An 18,461-nucleotide genomic window follows, 5' to 3' on the forward strand; every position below is an offset into this window, starting at 1 on the left:
ATCAGAATGGCTTTTCAAATTTGCTTTCGTACAGTTTGTTTATCTCGTCCTGAAATTGGTCGAAATGACGGAGCAGGATATTTTCAACATAGCTGCTGACGGTCGCTTTGCGCCCGCCGATAACGGTTACTATCTTTATCAGCTTTTCGTGCGTGGCACGGCTAACGTACAACGGTTGGCGGTCGGTCAAGTCCACCCGCATGAAATAGGTTTCCCGGTAGTCACCCGGAGCGTTCTTTTTCCGCCGGGCAGGTTCTTTCGCTGCCTTTTCTTCCTTTGCCGTTACCTGTTTATCCACTGTTTCCACTGAACCCGCTTTATCATCCGGTTTGTCCGGTGTTTCTATTTCCGTTTTCACCGTCGCCGATGGCGTTTCCTGTTTCTTCACGGGTAAGCCCTGTGAAATAATCTCTTTCATAAAATCCTCGTCAATTTGCGGTTTCCCGCCGCTTTGCTTTGCCATATCGTTACAGTTTTATAAGGTATGCGATTTCGGTTATCAGTTCTTCCATGTTGCTGCCTTTTACTAATCGTTTGTCCGCCGGGAACAGCGTGGAACGGAACACGGTTTTACGCTGTGCATCCAGTTCCTTTTTAAACCTTTTGGTGTCGGGGATAAATACTTTCATTAGGGGTAGTTCCAGTTCCCCGATGGTCTGCTCATACAGGGTGTAGAGGTCTGTCTTTTCCCGCCCATCTACCATGTTCCAAAACAGGTGCAGCCCTTTCAGTCGGCACGCTTCATTCTTTACCAGCAGTTTATGGATAGCCACTGCAAATGAAAGGCTGCTTTCCAATACCACCCGGTCGGCGGCTATGGGAGTGAAAATATAATCCACCCCTGAAAGGGAGTTGATAACGCCCTCACTGTTTACCGTTCCGGGCAGGTCGAAAAAGACCACATCATAGTCCATCCCGGCAGACGCAAGATATTCATCCGCCGTTTTTATCGCTTCATCCGGTGAACTGCACAGCACCGGGTACGCTTTCTTTCCCAATGCTTTAAACTGGTGAAAGGCAAGCTGTTTGTAATACTCATCGCCGTTCACCTGTTCGGCATCCCGTTTGCGCATGGCGGAAATGGAATGTTGTGGGTAGTCGCAATCCACGACCGCCACGTTATAGCCTTTGAGGTAATACAGGTAACTTGCCACCAAGACGGTGAATGTTGTTTTGCCGACCCCGCCCTTTTGGGTGGAGAAAGCCACATACAAGGTTTCTTTCTTCATTGTAATACTGAATTATTGTGATACATCTTTATTTCATTCCATCCGTACAGATTGACGGATAGTTTTCTTTCGTTCCATGTTGAAAGTCCGAAAGAGAGAATGACTTCTTTCTTACTTACTTCTTTTCTTTCCATCATTCTGCAAAGACAGTCTGTTTGCTTTCTTGCTTCTTTGTTTTCATTCATTCCACAAAGACAGCTTGTTTTCTTTGCAGACTGTTTGCTTGCAATCATTCCATCCGGTTTGCTTTCCTGCTTTCTTGAAATATTGCAATCTTGAAATCTTGTTTTCAAGTTTTCAAAACCGCTTTCTTTCCGTCCGCTTGCCGATACATATTTCCATCCGTCCATATTGCTTTCTTTCTTAAATCCGGGACAAATAAACATAGAAAAACAACCCGTTTCGAGATGTGTCCTCAAATGTCCCCGTTTGTCCTATAACCCGCTATTTCACAGCATTTTTAATACCCGTTACTTTGCAACCGAAAGGTATCGGTCAGGCTAACCAAGCCCCCGGTGTCGGGAGCGTTCCAATATCCGCTAACTCTAATCCGTCCGTAGGCGGATTTTTATTTGCACTGGCAAATAGCAAGGTGTGTTCTGCGCTGCTTGAAATTCTTTCAGCAGCTTTGAACGCCTTGCCCGGACGAAGCCGGGATAGGGTCACTCCGAAGTCGTAACCCTTAAAAAAAGAAGTATGAAACAGAAAAATGAAAATGCGCCCTGTCCGGGTGGCGCGGGACGAAAGCCCAAAGCAGACCCGGCGGTGTTCCGGTACTCTATCAGCTTCAATGCGATAGACCACGCCCGCTTTTTGGCATTGTTCGACCAGTCCGGTATGCGCACGAAAGCGCACTTTATTACTGCCCGCATCTTCGGCGAACCGTTCAAAGTGATAAGAATCGACAAGGCGGCAGTCGAATATTATACCCGGCTGACCGCTTTATATTCCCAATACAGGGGTATTGCCGTGAATTACAATCAGGTGGTAAAGGCTCTCAACACCAATTTTTCAGAGAAGAAAGCACTCGCATTTCTCTATAAACTGGAAAAGGCAACGATGGAACTTGCCGACCTGAACCGACAAATTATTGAACTGACCCGTGAGTTTGAAACAAGATGGTTGCAAAGATAAGTGTAGGCAGTTCCCTGTTCGGTGCGCTCGCTTACAATCAAAACAAGGTGGATGAAGAACAGGGAAAGGTACTGTTAAGCAACCGTATGTTTGAAAGTGAGGACGGAAATTTCAGCATCCGGCGATGTATGGAGTGTTTCGATATGCACCTGCCCGCAGACCTGAAAACGGAAAAACCGATTATCCATATCTCTCTGAACCCGCACCCGGACGATGTGCTTTCCGATAGCCAGCTTGCGGATATTGCCAAAGAGTATATGGATAAGTTGGGGTACGGCAATCAGCCGTACATGGTGTACAAGCACTGCGATATTGCAAGGCATCATATACATATCGTTTCTATCCGGGTGGATGATACGGGCAAGAAGATAAATGACAAATTCGAGCATGTACGTAGCAAACAAATCACCCGTGAACTGGAACAGAAGTACGGGCTGCATCCGGCAGAGAAAAAACAGGCAGCCGACCGTCCCGAACTCAAAAAGGTGGATTACCGGCCAGGGGACGTGAAGCACCAGTTATCCAATGCCGTGAAAGCCCTTGCCGGAAGTTACCGTTTCCAGAGTTTCACCGAGTACAAAGCACTGCTATCTATATATAATGTACAGGCGGAAGAAGTGAAAGGGGAAGTGAACGGCAAACCCTATAACGGCATTGTCTATTCAGCGACCAATGACAAAGGAGAAAAGCAGGGAAACCCGTTCAAATCTTCCTCTTTGGGTAAATCGGTAGGTTACGAAGCCATCCAAAGGCACATCAAGAAATCCGCAAAGGACATTCAGGACAAGAACCTGAAAGAACGCACCCGCCGGACAGTCGGCGCAGTGATGAAATCCGCCCGCAGCCGGGAACAGCTTATTACGGAGTTAAAAGCGAAAGGAATAGATGTGTTGTTCCGGCCAAACAATATAGGCAGGATATACGGTGTAACATTCATCGACCACGAAAATCGTACCGTCCTGAACGGTTCACGGTTGGGAAAGGGCTTTTCCGCCAATGTGTTCAACGACCTGTTTACAGGCTTCCGTACTTTGACAGGAAACAGCAAACAGGAAACGCAGGAACACGTACCGGAATTTAACCCGATCGGACACTTTTTAAATACAGGCAAAACCATTGCGGGACTGTTCAACCTATTATCCGGTGGGGACGATACACCACCCGATAACAGCCAAGTTCCGCCACCCAAGAAGAAAAGGAAGAAGAAACAAAAACGTATTTAGTAATCCTAAAAATTTCAATTATGCAGAATGAAGATGATTTAAGAGGACTTGCAAAGGTCATGGACTTTATGCGGGCAATTAGTATTTTATTTGTGGTGATAAACATTTACTGGTTTTGTTACCAGTCGTTCAGGCAGTGGGGCATCAATATCGGGGTAGTCGATAAAATCCTGCTGAACTTCCAGCGTACCGCCGGGCTGTTCTCCAATATCCTGTACACCAAACTTTTTTCGGTGGTGTTCCTTGCGCTTTCCTGTTTGGGTACAAAAGGAGTGAAAGAGGAAAAAATCACATGGAACAGGATTTATGTATTCCTGACAATCGGTTTTATCCTGTTTTTCCTGAACTGGTGGCTGTTGGTTCTGCCGTTGCCATTGGCGACAAATACGGTATTGTACATCCTCACCATGACTACCGGGTATCTTTCGCTGTTGGCTGCCGGAGTATGGATTTCACGCTTATTGAAAAATAACCTGATGGATGATATATTTAATATAGAAAATGAAAGTTTCGCACAGGAAACACGTCTGATAGAAAACGAGTATTCTGTAAATCTCCGCACCCGGTTTTATTATAATAAGAAGTGGAACGATGGATGGATAAACGTTGTATCGCCCCAACGTGCGTCCATCGTTGTTGGAAATCCGGGCAGCGGCAAGTCTTTTTGTGTTATCAATCAATTTATCAAACAGCAGATTGAAAAAGGCTTCGCAATGTATCTATATGACTACAAATTTCCTGATTTGTCAGAAATAGCTTATAACCATTTACTTAACCACTCGGACGGATATAAGGTAAAGCCGAAATTTTATATCATTAACTTTGACGACCCACGCAAAAGTCACCGATGCAACCCGATAAATCCCGCATTTATGACGGACATATCGGACGCATACGAAGCCAGTTATACGATAATGTTAAATTTGAATCGCAGTTGGGTGTGACCTGAAAAGTCACGTAATTGATTGTTGAACAATGATACACAAACTTGTATCATGAGATTTAACCCGTTGTTCCGTCAACGGTAGTCTACTATAAGGTGCATCTCCAGTGATGGGTTGTGCCAAGCTTATAGGACAATGTACACTTTCCGAGAGGATAAGACAGAACCGTGAGGTATGTCAAAGGCGGTTAGTATCATACTGCCGAGTGGCTAGGCTGGATAGCATGGTTAACGTAAGTGAACTGACTTTAGCCGTCGTGAGGTTTGAAAGAGCGCAAGATACTGTTCGCTCCTACCAAAAGGTAAGCAGTCGGATAACCCTAGCCCATGTTTGGGGTTGCACGGACATAGCACTGCCGGCGGATTTGCAGAACCTAAACTATCCGTTTGTCAATTACGTGGAACAGGGCAAGCGTGTATCTCTCTCGCAACACAGCGAGTAAGCGAACCGCAAGGCGAGCCGAATGAGGTGCAGGTATGAGATAACGGAGAAAGCGAATGCCGCCCTGTAATGGGGAGGATACGGATTGCATCGGCATAACGAGTTTATGTTGGTAACATCATCCGACACGAAAGTGGGCAGACTTCCGTATATGGTAACTCTTTACAAGATAACTTTTAGAACTTTCAAAAGGAGGAAAGCAAATGAACGAAACTAAAACATCGTGTGCGCCTGCTGACAACAGGAATTTGACTTGGGACGGAATGGACTGGTCCAAGTGTGAAACCTATGTCCGAAAGCTACAAGCGCGTATTGTAAAGGCTCAGAAAGAAGGCAGACATAACAAGGTGAAAGCCTTGCAATGGATGCTCTCTCACTCTTTTTATGCCAAGGCATTGGCAGTTAAGAGAGTTACTTCCAACAAAGGGAAGAATACGTCTGGAGTAGATAAACAGCTTTGGGACTCTCCCAAGCGAAAGTACAAAGCAATCGGTGAACTTATACGACGGGGCTACAATCCGCAGCCACTCCGTAGGGTTCACATCAAGAAAAAGAACGGTAAACTCCGACCGTTGGGAATACCGACCATGAAAGACAGGGCTATGCAGGCATTATATCTCATGGCATTAGAACCGATAGCCGAGACGACAGGCGACCGTTTCTCATACGGCTTCCGAAAGAAGCGTAGGACAATGGACGCAATTCGTCAAATTGACACAGTTCTAAATCGCCAGCATTCCCCCGAATGGGTTTTGGAGGGAGATATTAAAGGCTGCTTCGACCACATCAGTCACGACTGGCTTATTGAAAATATCCCTATGGATAAGACGATACTCAGAAAATGGTTGAAATGTGGTGCTGTATTCAATGGTAAATTATTCCCGACAGAGGAGGGCACACCGCAAGGAGGTATCATATCACCGACACTTGCTAACATGGCGCTGGATGGACTTCAACCACTCTTGGCTGAAAGATTTAAAAGACGTTTCATCAACTATAAGACATTCCATTACAAGGTAAATCTTATTCGCTATGCTGACGACTTTATAATCACTGGTCGAGACAAGGAATTATTGGAAAACGAGGTCAAACCTCTTGTGATAGAATTTCTCAAGCAAAGGGGGCTTACTCTGTCAGAAGAGAAAACGACCATCACAAATATATTTGATGGATTTGATTTCTTGGGATTCAATATAAGGAAGTTCAACAAAAGTCTATACACGTCCCCGTCCAAAGATTCGCAAAAACGCTTTAGAGCAAAAATCAGCGACATCGTTAAAAGACATAAGATGTGCAAACAGGAATCGTTAATACGAATGCTCAATCCTGTAATAACAGGTTGGGGGAATTACTTCCGATATGGTGCATCAACCGATGCTTTTCACGGTTGTGACAATCACATATACACCCTTACAAATAAGTGGGCATTACGTCGCCATCCCAAAAAGAAGAAGTCTTGGGTGGCAAATAAGTATTGGCACAAATTAAGGGGACGTAGATGGACTTTTGCATGGAAATATGAAACAAAGGACAAGAGGGTCAACTACCTAACTCTTAAAAAGTTGTCGGATATTCATTATACTCCGTACAAACAAGTCAAAGGTGAGGCAAACCCTTTCGACCCGGAATACGATGATTATTTCTTTCAGCGAAAGGAGCAACAAATGCTGGAATCTCTCAAAGGACGCAAGTCTCTCTTATATTTATGGAACAAGCAGAAGCGGATTTGTCCGTTATGTGGCAAGGAGATAGATTGTACAAAAGCATGGAACGTCAATGAAATATCTGTTGGTGGTTCAATTGTACGGCAACTTGTCCACAACAACTGCTACAAGCGAAATAAACGAAATAGTTGAAAGTATGAGCCGATTTCTAACGACAAATAGGAATATTGAGTTGCTTGAGCCGTATGAGGGGAAACTCTCACGTACGGTTCTTAGGGGAGAAGGGGGCAGTAATGCCCTTGACTTACCCGATATAACCAAGCAGGGGGACTTTTTCGTAGAAAGTCCGATTATCCTGCTCGCTTCTATCATTTGGTATTTGCGCATCTATCAGGGTGGTAAGTACTGTACATTCCCGCACGCCATCGAATTTCTGAACAAGAAATATGCCGATACATTCACGATATTAACGAGTTATCCCGAACTGGAAAACTATCTATCACCGTTCATGGACGCATGGGAATCCAATGCGCAAGACCAGTTACAGGGGCAGCTTGCAAGTGCAAAAATTCCGCTTTCGAGGATGATTTCACCCGCTTTATATTGGGTAATGACAGGGGATGATTTTTCACTGGATATAAACAATCCGGAAGAACCTAAAATATTGGTGGTGGGCAATAATCCTGACCGCCAAAATATCTATTCCTGTGCTTTGGGACTGTATAATTCCCGTATTGTGAAGCTGATAAACAAGAAGCACCAACTCAAAAGTTCCGTGATAATTGACGAGTTGCCGACAGTATATCTTCGGGGACTGGATAACCTGATAGCAACGGCACGAAGCAATAAGGTAGCGGTCTGTTTAGGTTTTCAGGATTTCAGCCAGTTACGCCGGGATTACGGGGACAAGGAAAGCAAGGTAATCGAAAATACGGTAGGTAATATCTTTTCCGGTCAGGTGGTTTCGGAAACGGCAAAAACGCTATCAGAACGTTTTGGAAAGGTATTACAGAAACGGCAAAGCATGACTATCAACCGGAATGACAAATCAACCTCTATCAGTACGCAAATGGATAGCCTGATACCGCCCAGTAAAATATCCGGCTTGACACAGGGTATGTTTGTGGGTGCGGTCTGCGACAGTTTCGATGAAAGGATAGAGCAGAAAATATTCCATTGCGAGATTGTGGTGGATAACGAGCAGGTGAAGCGGGAAACTGCCAACTATAAGAAGCTGCCCCAAATTATAGATTTCAGTGACGAGGACGGAAACGACCGGATGCAGGAAGAAATACAGGCGAATTACAACCGGATCAAGCAGGAAGTCCAGCAGATTATCACGGACGAAATGGAAAGGATAAAAAATAACCCGGATTTACGATATTTGTTAAAAGAAGTAGAAGAGTAAAGTTAATTGGAAGTTAAAAAAAAAACTCCACCTCTGCTATAGATAACTATAGTAGAGGTGGAGTTGTTAAAAATATTTTGAAAGAAAATAATATACAGTTATGAAGATTACTTTACACATTATTTGATAAAAAGTCCTCTAATTCTTTTAAACTCATTATAATCCTCTATGAACTCTGATAATTTTGGTTCGTTGTCTATTTCCGTTGGATTACTATGTCCTTTTATATAGCCACAACTCCTTTCAAATATTTCATTCAACTTATCTTTGCATTGGTTGAGCAATTCTCCATTAATTTTCACAAAAGAAGTTAATGCTATATTTTTTTGATAACGTTTTACTGTTCCTTGAAATATTTCTTGTTCAACACATAATTCTATAGCTGAACGCAAATATCCATATCCATCTGAGGCAACGTCACTTTCACTTCTTCCTTTAGGCGTATTATTTATTAAAGGGTTAATTTTTGACATATATTTGTTCACACTATTTATTTCTTCTTCCGCTTCTGTAATAACCCCTGTTTCTCCGAATTCACTTTTAGAGTTGAGGAAAATGCATGTAGTATTTTTTAATAAAGGCTGTTTACTAAAATACAATATACTATTAAAAAGCAGTACACTATGTGTAAAGATAACAACCTGTCTTTCATTAGAAAGCTTTATTAATCTTCTTGCCACATCATCTATTATATTGTGATCTAAACTATTAACAGGGTCATCAAACACTACAGGGGCTACATTTTTGTCTAATTGCAGTTCAGTGAGAAATTCAGCGAGAGCAATAGCTTTTTGTTCTCCTTCACTCAAAATATCTGATAGAAAATATTTAGTATTTAGTTTTTGCTGTATTTTTGAGACACCTTTTGTTGTACCAAAATTTAATTCGACATTAATATATGTTTTTCTTAGAGACCTTAATTCCTGATTAAAATTTTCTATAAAATGACTTTTTATCAATTCTTCTCTTGCATCTGTAGTTTTTTTACTAATAGAGGTTGTATTAAAGCAACTACGCTTTTTATCCAATAATTCTTTTTTCTTTAAAACTTCGATTGCATTTATTATGTCTCTGTAATGCTTTGAAAATATTTGTCTGTCTTTTAATTCATTGATTACGGTTTGTATCTTACTTTCTTGGCTTTCAATATTTTGAAGTATTTCTTTCTTTTTAGAAACAATATCACTTATTGTTTCTTTTGTGGATAGTAAAAAAGATTTTATAGCTTCATAATTTACATCAAATACTTTATCAAATATATTCTCATTATCTTCAATTATTAAGTTGATTAAGGAGAGTATTTTCTCACGAAATTGAATAATTTCACTGGGCTGTTTACTACTACTATCTTCATTTGTACCGAATGTAGGCTGATGGAAGACAAAGTCTATGTTTATGTTTTTCAGACTCTCAATTAACTCATCTTTCTGTTTGTTTAAAGAACGGAGCTCATCCTGCGTGGTGTCATTCAGTAATTGATGGTAGCTTTTAAGCAAATTTCTTGCTTCATTTGTCATTAAAGGTTGCCGACAATATATGCATATATCATCATGTGAAGGATAATCGTCTTTTCCCAATATTTTTATATATTCTTCTGCTGAATTTATAAAATTTTCAAATTCTTTTGTTTGATAAAAATCAACGCCATTAGATTCTGCAATATCTTTTATCCCTAATTTTGATTTCTTGTTAAGTTCAATGATTTTCTTTTTTGTATTTACGAAATTTTCAAAAATAGAAGAATTTATTTTTTTATTTACACCTTCTAAATTTGTAATAAATTCATTTAATTCAGAAATTTGCAAGGTAAAATTTTTAAGTTCTGTTTCTAATAGCGTTTTATTAAGTCGTTTTAACTCCTCTTCTTTTATTTCAATTTCTTTTTCCTGTTCTGTACTAAACATCCTTAATTCATCTAATTTCACTTTTGATGATTTAGAACTAAGTGTTTGTATATATGTAAAATGGGGCGTATTTTCATGTAAATCTTTAGTCCACTCTAAAGGACATTGAAGTTTATTAATTTTTTCATTTAACATTTTATTTAGTTCGCCTAATTCCTCTGAAACCAAGTTAAACAAATGGAACCCAATTGGCGACACAATCAATTGCCTACCATCGTTAAGTGAAATATTTACACAGCTATTATTGAATACTGATATTGTTTGTAAATCCATATTCAACGTTACACCATCCCAATTGAAAGTATATTCATTTTCTCCTGCTTTGTATTTTATGCAAGCTGTCATTGGGGTAGGTTCAGCGTAAATATTGGGTAAAATTTTAGTAGTATTATCATAGCTGAAACCCAAAGATCTTAATATCCTACTATATCCAGTTTTTCCTGTTCCATTTTCTCCATAAATAACAGTTATATTTTTGCTAAATTTTATACACTGATTTTGAGCTAATTTATTAACACCTTGAATATCAGACAAGGATAGCAATTCTATTTTTTTAGAAACAGGTATATAGGTAGGTTTAGCTTTTGAAATTGCAGGAAGCCCATTTCTTAATCCTATATCTTGTAAAAAATACTCAAAAATCGTATCTCGTTCAGATTGAATAAGAGGCTTTTCAGACGCAACAATACTACTTACAAGTAGTTTACTCCATTGTCCATAGCTTTCTGCCCAATCCCATAAAAAATCTATTAAGTTTCTTTTTGTTCCTGTTGTTGAACTCATAATTTCTTAAATTTAATGTGTTATTCACAAATGTATGATAATTTTATATACTAATCAAGTTTTAACCAATTTAGTTATGACTAATGAAGCCAAACGAGGACTAATGAAGCCACCCATTCCCAAATCCTTAAATATACTCTATTTCATCCTTACTTTTACTTCCGAAATTTTTATTTACTCACTAAAATTCAAAATATTATGGATGTAAACACAGCCAACCAATCCACCACTGACGAACAGATGATGGATATTCTTCTTGTATTGGATAAGGAGAAAAAGACAATCAGCGCAGTGAAAGGCGTGGATGAAAACGGGGAACTCCAAACCGTACCGCCGGAGAACAACAGCGAACTTTTGAAATTCGACCGTCACGGCGATTTCTTTTCCAATTTCTTTTCCAACATGATGAACCAGTTGAAGAACCCTACCCGTTTCAACTTCTTCAAAATTCCTAAGATTGAACTTCCCAAGATTACACCGATAATCAGGGACAACTTCGACCATCCGACACCCGAAAATGAAGCGGACATAGCACGCTACCGGGTAACGCCCGAAACACAGAAACAGGATGTGAAGAACGAACAACCAAGCCAAACACAACAGCAGGTACAGCAACCGCAGCAGGAAGCAACGGCACAAGCACCGCAACAGCCTGACAAAAGCAAGTATGTTATCGACCCTGACAAGGTAGACTGGGAAGCCCTGAAAAACTTCGGGCTTTCCAAAGAACAGCTTGAAAAGGCAAAGGCTTTAGAACCCATGTTAAGGGGCTATAAGTCGCCCGGTGCGTTCTCCATCGCAGGAAACTACAATTCCGCCATTATGAAGCTGGACGCACGCCTATCTTTCCGGCATGACAAGGACGGGAATGTGGTTTTGGCGATACACGGCATCCGCCAAAAGCCGGAACTTGAACGTCCGTTCTTCGGGCATGAATTTTCCAAAGAGGATAGAGCCAATCTTCTTGAAACGGGCAATATGGGACGGATCGTAAACCTGAAAAACTACATCACGGGAGAAATGATACCCTCTTTCGTCAGTGTGGATAAGGTGACGAATGAACTGGTTTCCATGCGTGCAAGCAGCGTCCAAATCCCTGATGAAATAAAGGGTGTCAAACTTAGTAAGGAACAGCAGCAAGCCTTACGGGAGGGAAAAGGAATATTCCTTGAAAACATGATTTCCAACCGTAAAAATCCTTTTTCAGCTACCGTTCAAGTCAATGCCGACAAGAAAAGTCTGGAATTTATCTATCCCAATGCCAAACAATCACAGGAGCAACGGCAAAAACAGGATCAGCCGAACAACCTTGTCACCAGTGACGGTGTAACCATCCCCAAGAGTATTTCAGGAATAGAACTATCCCGCCAGCAACAGCAGGATTTAGTCGATGACAAGACCATCTTTGTTGCCGGGCTGAAAGACAAGAGAGGGGTCGAATACGATGCTTATATACAGGTGAATCATGACAAGAAGAAACTCGGCTTTTACAGCGATAATCCCAGTTTTGACCGTTCCGCCGTGAAAGAGATTACTCCGGCAAGCAAGAACCGTACACAGGTAGCGGTTAATTCGGAGGGCAAGACCAACGAAGCCACCAAGAAAGTGAAAGAACCTTTGAAAAAGGGTCAGGACAAGCCCACTGAAAAACAGAAAACCAAGCAGGATAAAAAGGAGAAGCAGGAGCAGACGGATAAACCCAAACAAAGCAGGGGACGCAAAAGATGATAGCGGTATTAATCCTTATCCCGGTTATCGGTTTCGTCCTGTTTCTCTTTGACTGTTACAAAACGGACTGGAAAACCATAGACGAGCAGAACCGACAATTTTATGTAGATGGTTATCACATCTACTATGACCGGAAAATCCTAAGACAAAAAGATGTGGAACAATTAAAATCGAAATTAGAATGATTGCAGTAATCGGAGAAAAACCAAGCGTGGCAAGGGACATTGCCCGCATTTTAGGAGCGAGTGAAAAACAGGATGGCTACCTTTCAGGTAACGGGTATCTCGTTACCTGGGCGTTCGGCCATCTTGTAGGTTTGGCAATGCCGGAAGCCTACGGCATACAGAGTTTCCGCCGGGAAAGCCTGCCTATCATCCCGGATAGTTTTCAACTTACACCCCGACAAGTGAAAGCGGATAAGGGGTACAAGGCTGACCCCGGAGCGTTGAAACAGCTAAAGGTAATCAAAGAGGTATTCAGCCAGTCGGACAAGATAATAGTCGCTACGGATGCGGGAAGAGAGGGGGAGCTTATCTTCCGCTACATTTACCAGTATATCGGATGCGACAAGCCCTTTGTCCGTTTATGGATAAGCAGCCTTACGGACAAGGCAATCCGTGAGGGACTGCAAGACCTGAAAGACGGTAGCCTGTATGATAACCTGTTCCATTCGGCACAGGCACGTAGCGAAGCGGATTATTTGATAGGAATTAATGGTACACAGGCTTTAAGCGTTGCAGCCGGACAAGGAATATTCTCTTTGGGACGGGTACAGTCGCCCACGTTGGCAATGATATGTACCCGCTTTTTGGAGAACAAGAACTTTGTCCCGCAAAAGTATTGGCAACTGAAATTACAGTCGGCAATGGATGATATAGCTTTTACGGCACTATCCGTAGATAAATACGATATGCAGCAGATCGCCATCGACACGCTGCAAAGGATAAAGGAAGCGGAAACGGTACGGGTGAAATCCGTAGAACGTAAGGAAGTGAATCAAGAACCGCCGTTGCTCTATGACCTTACCACGCTGCAAAAGGAAGCGAATACGAAACTGAATTTTTCCGCAGATAAAACATTATCCATAGCACAAAAATTATACGAGGGTAAACTTATCAGCTATCCCCGAACCGGAAGCCGTTACATATCACAGGACGTATTCGAGGAAATCTCGGAACGGTTTATTAATTTGGAGCAGTACACCCGCTTTTCCGGGTATGCCGCAGGGATGAAAGGCAAAGCCTTAAATCCCCGTCCGGTAAATGATGGCAAGGTAACAGACCACCACGCCCTGATTGTGACCGAAAACCTGCCCGGCAAGATGGAAGCGGACGAACAGGCAATCTATGAACTGATAGCCGGACGGATGTTGGAAGCCTTTTCTGAAAGATGCGTCAAAGACGTTACCAGTGTAACGCTGGAATGCGCCGGGTCGCTTTTCACGGTTAAAGGTTCTGTAACCAAGTCCGCCGGGTGGCGTGCCGTATTCGGTGAGAAAGAGGACGGGGAAGATAACACCGCTTTACCCGTGATGCAGGACGGTAACAGTCTGCCGCTTTCCGGTATTGAACTGTTGGAGAAGCAGACCAAGCCCAAACCGTTACACACGGAAAGCAGCCTGCTTTCTTCGATGGAAACGGCAGGTAAGGAACTGGAAAACGCAGAACTGAAAGCAAGCATGAAAGACACGGGTATCGGTACGCCCGCAACAAGGGCAGCCATTATCGAAACGCTGTTTTCCCGCCAGTACATCATCCGGGAGAAAAAGAACCTTGTCCCGACCGAGAAAGGGCTTGCCGTTTACAACATCATCCGGGACAAGAAAATAGCAGACGTGGAAATGACGGGTATATGGGAAAATACGCTTGCCAAGATAGAAAGCGGAGAAATGAACCCCGAAACGTTCCGCAAAGGTATCGAGGTGTACGCAGGGCAAATCACGGCTGAACTTTTGGATGTTCAGCTTTCGTTCGCTTCGGGTGGAAATTGTGTCTGCCCGAAATGCAAGACCGGACGCATTCTGTTTTATCCAAAAGTCGCAAAGTGTTCCAATGTGGATTGTTCCGTTACCATTTTCCGCAACAAGAGCGAAAAACAACTAACGGACAAACAGATTACCGAACTGGTGACTACCGGGAAAACCGGGTTAATCAAAGGCTTCAAAAGTAAAAACGGCAAAGTTTTTGATGCTTCACTTGCTTTTGACGGGCAGTTTAATGTTACTTTTGTTTTCCCTGAAAAGAAAGGGAAGCCGAAGAAATAAGCTGGAAATAGCTATATTTGCCACAGAAAGTTTCATTATGGATAGATTTATAATTGAAATTTTTGTGGTTGAAGCACCCGGAGGGATACCGGGTGCTTTTTCAAAATCATTCCCCTTTATATCGGTAAGTCAGGCAAACCACCTGATTATCCAGTATCTTGTTTTGGGTCAGTTCCCATTTTGCCCCGAATGTCTTTCCTATGAACCTGATACCGTCCCCCAGCATGACCGGGACAATGTACAGGGTAATTTCATCCAGCAGGGACGCCTCGATCAGCGAGGTTATGAATTTACCGCCACCAATGACCTGAATGTCGGTTTCCGAACTTGATTTAAGTTCATTGACTGCATGTAAAGGCATATCGGTAAGAAAGGTTACATTCTCTTTTTCCGTCACATTGGTATCGTAGTGGGACACGACAAAAGTCTTTTTACTTTTGTACGGCCATCCACCCCAATGTTCAAAAATATAGGTATAGGTATTTACTCCGGTAAGAAGTACACCGGATTGTTCATAGGCTACCGAAATTTCCTTTTTGACGTTTTCAGGCATCCAGTCCAATTCATTATCCTTTGTGGCTATGAAGCCATCAAGAGATACGGCAATACAAGTCTTTAAATGTTTCATGATTAATTATTTAACAGTTTCCATTAATAAACTGTTCGCCAGTGCATCAAAAAAGAAGCGTGAACTTACACTGCTTCAAAGTAGAGGTACTGGCATACCTAAATGACGAAACAGGCAAGCCCACGCTATGTTAAAACATAGCATAGACATTGCGCTGAAAATCTCGTCATTATTGAAAAGTGCCAGTTTTCTACTTTGAGACGTTCTGCGAACGAATATGTTATATATAAAGACGAAATCACAGGTTACTGTTCAATCGCCGTTATTTTCTTATGTAACTTTTGCAAAGTTAGCTAAATCCCTGAAAAGTCAGGCATACAAAACAAAGAAATCCTGCCTTATCTCACGACAAAACAGGATTAAAAGCCATTAGAAAAGAAAAAATTAATCGGTTTTCTCCCGTATTAACTTGTGCACGTCCGTAGCACGGTAATAACACCTGCCATCCAGCATAAGGAAAGGGAGTATTCCTTTTTTCCGGTAACGGGTTAGCGTCCGGGGGGCTACTTTCAGCAACAGGCACAAATCCTGATTATCCAGCAGTTCTTCACCATCCAAGCAGTTACGCCCGTTTATTACCCGGTCTATCTTCTTGTCCTGCATATCGAACCTATTCATGATACGTTCCATCCATGCGGTAAAATCGTCTTTGTCTATATACATAAGGCTGCCTGATTAAATTAAACCAATCATAAAATAACTTTGGTTGGACGGGTCTTTGATGATAATTTCCCGTTCCCTCATGAAGCGGATATAGCTTTTTGCGGTACGTTCTTTCACGTCCAAAATCTGCTGTATCTGTTCGCATAAGTCTATGTAGGTGATGTGTTTCTGTCTGCCGAACACGTCACGGGCAACCCCGACCAGTTCCTTTTCCTTGCGTTTCTCTTTTTTCCTCTCGTGGCTTTTCTCCTTTGTAAAGGTGCATTCCGACTGTTTTATCCCATGCGAACAGCATCAAAGGAACATCCAACGGGCTACCATCCCTTACTTTAAGGGCTTTTACCACCGATTGTGTAGGTTCTTCATCCTTTTCAATGGAAAGGATAGTTGCCGCCTTACGTTGTAATTCCGAGCCTAAATGTCCCCGCAGCTTCAATCCATTGGGTACGAAATGCAGCACGCAAAGAATACAGGTATTATAAATTCCTGCCAATCGGTACAGTTCATCTATCACCGCCACGCTTTCCATTTCATCATTGGCACTCTTTACAAGGTCGGCAATACCATCTATCACTACTAATTGTATGCCCCCGTATTGGTAATAAAACTTATCCATACTTTGAACAATGGCGTGCAGCCGTTCTTTTCGGGACATACCTGTCAGACAAAATGCTTTCAGTTCTTCCGGTTTGTCCGGTTGCTTCGCACGTGCCAACAGGTTACTTACATTCTTGAACAGTTGCACTTCGGACTGTTCAGTATCATAAAGTAATACCGCTTTATGTTTACTGTTGGCGGCTATCTGTATGCCAAGCGTATCTACTTCCTTATCCGGTTGGTAGATACAGCCCGCCAACATTGCGGCTATATAATTACTTTTTCCTGTTCCCTCGCCGCCTGTAATACCGAACAAGTTTCCTTGTGTCCCCAATGGAACATCTCCGGCGGAAATTATCACCTTTGCTTTTGCCGGAGGATTATTGAAGTCTATTTCGCACGATTTAAGCATAATCAATGTATCACTATATAGGTTATCTAAAAATTCGATAAACAATTTCAGGAAATCTTCACGGGTATTCCCAGCCTTGAAATAATCGGAAATATCCTTTTCCTCTTTTGTACCGGAAAGAGGTAGAAGCAACCGTTTTATTCCAAATTCTTCCAACTGCTTTTCCTGTTTGCGTGCACTTTCTTTGCCCGTTTTATCGGTATCATATAATAGGATGATATGCTTAAAACGGAATGTCAGTTTATAAATCAGGGTAGGCGGGATAGCTACTGTTTCACTGTTGAAGCAAATAGCATGGAAACCATGTGCCGCCAATGACATGACATCTTTTTCACCACCAGTAATAAAAAGTGTATCACCTTTTGCGGGTAGTTGCTCCAATCCGAAACAATAGTTTTCCCCGAAGTTACCACCATATAGAAAACGTTTTTTTGAGAATGGACGGTACAATTTAATATACCGTTTATTCTTATACCCGTACATCGGTTCTGTCACTGATGAAGTATAAGTGAACGGTGTCCCATCCGCCGTTATACTCTGAAAATCCCGTAAGGAACACACCTTGTAGAGTTCCAACACTTCCGGTGTGATACCATACTGTTGCCAATACATCAATTCAGCAAGCGGAAATTTCTGTTCCCTGAATTGGTAAGGTTTGCTTTCTTTTTCAGGTGTTTCTTCTGGTATATCATCTACTTTACGGAAAGAAGTACGGGTAACAGGTATTGGATTGCCTATTGTCAGTCCCAATCCCAAATCCCGGTCTATGGTTTCCAGTATTTCCACAAAATCTATCGAATTATTGCAGTCCAACCCTTTAAGTTGCCCCACGAAAAAGAAACAATCACCACTATAATTGTCATTGCCGAAATCTTTCATCTTATAAATACCGCTTCGGCGGTCGAAATAGATGTTACAGGATGCTTTATTATCTTCATAAAGCGGGTTTAAGAAATTTCGACCTATCCGCCAATTACCGGGTACATAGTGCTTGAATACGGATAACCCGTTACTTGTCCTTTCTAATATTTCTTCTTTCCTTAACATATAGCTGGTGGTTGGTTATCAGGTCATTAATACTGTCCTTATCTCGTTTTATCAGGCGTTCTTCCAATAATCGTTTTATTTCTCCGATTTTGTAGAAATAATGCCCCTTGATGTTGGAATAGGTGATAGTCCCTGCAGCCCGTAAGCGTTGTAATGTCCGGTCACTGATTTTTAAGAATGTACAGACTTCGTAACTATCCACCCAAATTTCATCTTCATTGGTGTTTTTCGCTTCTGTGTGATTGAATATATAATCGGCGATAGCGGTAATTTTGTTGTCTAAATCCTTATAGGCTTTTGACTCGAATGTTATTATCTCCATTTTGCTAACTAATTGATTTGCTGCAAAGGTCGGGAGTTGCAAAAGATAAAACTTACAAGATACTACCAAGT

At 41.9% G+C, this 18,461-nt stretch carries 15 protein-coding genes and 2 pseudogenes; 9 read left to right on the forward strand and 8 right to left on the reverse strand.

The genetic code is table 11. The annotated features are described in order from the left end of the window. Position 1: 1 nt before the first annotated feature. The 3 genes from NXV01_RS13335 to NXV01_RS13345 are packed head-to-tail and all read right to left on the reverse strand — an operon-like array spanning position 2 to position 1,579. Positions 2-463, reverse strand: a complete 462-nt coding sequence (locus NXV01_RS13335) for a DUF3408 domain-containing protein (protein ID WP_259022620.1) — start codon at positions 461-463, stop codon at positions 2-4. 4 nt (positions 464-467) lie between these two features. Continuing rightward, entirely contained in the window at positions 468-1,229 is a 762-nt protein-coding gene (locus tag NXV01_RS13340; protein ID WP_259022621.1) for a ParA family protein, read from the reverse strand. After that, the gene (locus NXV01_RS13345) at positions 1,226-1,579 is read right to left on the reverse strand and encodes a hypothetical protein (protein WP_259022622.1); all 354 of its coding nucleotides are present in this window, start codon (positions 1,577-1,579) and stop codon (positions 1,226-1,228) included. The genes NXV01_RS13340 and NXV01_RS13345 overlap by 4 nt, the downstream gene beginning before the upstream one ends. 125 nt (positions 1,580-1,704) lie before the next feature. Between NXV01_RS13345 and NXV01_RS13350 the strand changes: the two genes are divergently transcribed. From NXV01_RS13350 to NXV01_RS13375, 6 genes and pseudogenes are all read left to right on the forward strand, one after another. Then, positions 1,705-1,908 (forward strand): hypothetical protein, encoded by a 204-nt coding sequence (locus NXV01_RS13350; protein WP_259022623.1) that lies wholly within the window; start codon positions 1,705-1,707, stop codon positions 1,906-1,908. A gap of 17 nt (positions 1,909-1,925) precedes the next feature. Continuing rightward, entirely contained in the window at positions 1,926-2,363 is a 438-nt protein-coding gene (gene mobA / locus NXV01_RS13355; RefSeq protein ID WP_259022624.1) for a conjugal transfer protein MobA, read from the forward strand. Then, positions 2,348-3,586, forward strand: coding sequence for a relaxase/mobilization nuclease domain-containing protein (locus tag NXV01_RS13360; protein WP_259022625.1), 1,239 nt, complete (start codon positions 2,348-2,350; stop codon positions 3,584-3,586). The genes mobA and NXV01_RS13360 overlap by 16 nt, the downstream gene beginning before the upstream one ends. Before the next feature lie 20 nt (positions 3,587-3,606). Next, a pseudogene (locus NXV01_RS13365) lies at positions 3,607-4,527 on the forward strand (YWFCY domain-containing protein); the annotation flags it as partial. 647 nt (positions 4,528-5,174) lie between these two features. Beyond that, complete coding sequence (ltrA, locus tag NXV01_RS13370; protein ID WP_259022626.1) at positions 5,175-6,827, forward strand: group II intron reverse transcriptase/maturase; 1,653 nt, start codon at positions 5,175-5,177, stop codon at positions 6,825-6,827. Positions 6,828-6,831: 4 nt separating this feature from the next. Next, positions 6,832-8,043, forward strand: coding sequence for a TraM recognition domain-containing protein (locus NXV01_RS13375; RefSeq protein WP_259022627.1), 1,212 nt, complete (start codon positions 6,832-6,834; stop codon positions 8,041-8,043). Positions 8,044-8,162: 119 nt separating this feature from the next. Here NXV01_RS13375 and NXV01_RS13380 read toward each other — a convergent pair whose 3' ends face one another. Further along, a complete protein-coding gene (locus NXV01_RS13380) occupies positions 8,163-10,730 on the reverse strand; it encodes an AAA family ATPase (RefSeq protein ID WP_259022632.1) in 2,568 nt (855 codons plus the stop codon). Positions 10,731-10,928: 198 nt separating this feature from the next. Between NXV01_RS13380 and NXV01_RS13385 the strand changes: the two genes are divergently transcribed. Genes NXV01_RS13385 through topB form a run of 3 tightly spaced genes read left to right on the forward strand, consistent with a single transcriptional unit; the run spans position 10,929 to position 14,721 of the window. Then, positions 10,929-12,458 (forward strand): DUF3945 domain-containing protein, encoded by a 1,530-nt coding sequence (locus NXV01_RS13385; protein WP_259022633.1) that lies wholly within the window; start codon positions 10,929-10,931, stop codon positions 12,456-12,458. Continuing rightward, on the forward strand, positions 12,455-12,643 hold the full coding sequence (locus tag NXV01_RS13390; RefSeq protein ID WP_259022634.1) for a hypothetical protein: 189 nt from the start codon (positions 12,455-12,457) through the stop codon (positions 12,641-12,643). The genes NXV01_RS13385 and NXV01_RS13390 overlap by 4 nt, the downstream gene beginning before the upstream one ends. Continuing rightward, positions 12,640-14,721, forward strand: coding sequence for a type IA DNA topoisomerase (gene topB / locus NXV01_RS13395; protein ID WP_259022635.1), 2,082 nt, complete (start codon positions 12,640-12,642; stop codon positions 14,719-14,721). Before NXV01_RS13390 ends, topB begins: the two co-directional genes overlap by 4 nt. Positions 14,722-14,827: 106 nt before the next feature. Here topB and NXV01_RS13400 read toward each other — a convergent pair whose 3' ends face one another. The 4 genes and pseudogenes from NXV01_RS13400 to NXV01_RS13415 form a co-directional block, all read right to left on the reverse strand. Then, positions 14,828-15,349, reverse strand: coding sequence for a dihydrofolate reductase family protein (locus NXV01_RS13400; protein WP_259022636.1), 522 nt, complete (start codon positions 15,347-15,349; stop codon positions 14,828-14,830). A gap of 384 nt (positions 15,350-15,733) precedes the next feature. Next, positions 15,734-16,012: a helix-turn-helix domain-containing protein gene (locus NXV01_RS13405; RefSeq protein WP_224263118.1), complete on the reverse strand. Its 279-nt coding sequence runs from the start codon at positions 16,010-16,012 to the stop codon at positions 15,734-15,736. A 12-nt stretch (positions 16,013-16,024) separates the two neighbouring features. Next, positions 16,025-18,068 (reverse strand): annotated as a pseudogene (locus tag NXV01_RS13410) (AAA family ATPase). Beyond that, positions 18,031-18,390 carry a helix-turn-helix domain-containing protein gene (locus tag NXV01_RS13415; protein ID WP_259022637.1) on the reverse strand — a complete coding sequence of 120 codons (360 nt, stop codon included), beginning with the start codon at positions 18,388-18,390 and terminating at the stop codon, positions 18,031-18,033. The pseudogene NXV01_RS13410 and the gene NXV01_RS13415 overlap by 38 nt, the downstream one beginning before the upstream one ends. Positions 18,391-18,461 lie beyond the last annotated feature (71 nt).

The sequence above is a fragment of the Bacteroides sp. BFG-606 genome, from assembly GCF_024788145.1.
Classification (GTDB): domain Bacteria; phylum Bacteroidota; class Bacteroidia; order Bacteroidales; family Bacteroidaceae; genus Bacteroides; species Bacteroides vicugnae.

Excerpts from the sequence above, each read along its gene's own strand:
- NXV01_RS13400 (WP_259022636.1), bottom strand. The coding sequence starts at position 15,349 with ATGAAACATTTAAAGACTTGTATTGCCGTATCTCTTGATGGCTTCATA.
- NXV01_RS13345 (WP_259022622.1), bottom strand. The coding sequence starts at position 1,579 with ATGGACGGATGGAAATATGTATCGGCAAGCGGACGGAAAGAAAGCGGT.
- ltrA (WP_259022626.1), top strand. The coding sequence starts at position 5,175 with ATGAACGAAACTAAAACATCGTGTGCGCCTGCTGACAACAGGAATTTG.
- NXV01_RS13390 (WP_259022634.1), top strand. The coding sequence starts at position 12,455 with ATGATAGCGGTATTAATCCTTATCCCGGTTATCGGTTTCGTCCTGTTT.
- NXV01_RS13360 (WP_259022625.1), top strand. The coding sequence starts at position 2,348 with ATGGTTGCAAAGATAAGTGTAGGCAGTTCCCTGTTCGGTGCGCTCGCT.
- NXV01_RS13385 (WP_259022633.1), top strand. The coding sequence starts at position 10,929 with ATGGATGTAAACACAGCCAACCAATCCACCACTGACGAACAGATGATG.
- NXV01_RS13380 (WP_259022632.1), bottom strand. The coding sequence starts at position 10,730 with ATGAGTTCAACAACAGGAACAAAAAGAAACTTAATAGATTTTTTATGG.
- NXV01_RS13405 (WP_224263118.1), bottom strand. The coding sequence starts at position 16,012 with ATGTATATAGACAAAGACGATTTTACCGCATGGATGGAACGTATCATG.
- topB (WP_259022635.1), top strand. The coding sequence starts at position 12,640 with ATGATTGCAGTAATCGGAGAAAAACCAAGCGTGGCAAGGGACATTGCC.
- mobA (WP_259022624.1), top strand. The coding sequence starts at position 1,926 with ATGAAACAGAAAAATGAAAATGCGCCCTGTCCGGGTGGCGCGGGACGA.
- NXV01_RS13340 (WP_259022621.1), bottom strand. The coding sequence starts at position 1,229 with ATGAAGAAAGAAACCTTGTATGTGGCTTTCTCCACCCAAAAGGGCGGG.
- NXV01_RS13415 (WP_259022637.1), bottom strand. The coding sequence starts at position 18,390 with ATGGAGATAATAACATTCGAGTCAAAAGCCTATAAGGATTTAGACAAC.
- NXV01_RS13335 (WP_259022620.1), bottom strand. The coding sequence starts at position 463 with ATGGCAAAGCAAAGCGGCGGGAAACCGCAAATTGACGAGGATTTTATG.
- NXV01_RS13375 (WP_259022627.1), top strand. The coding sequence starts at position 6,832 with ATGAGCCGATTTCTAACGACAAATAGGAATATTGAGTTGCTTGAGCCG.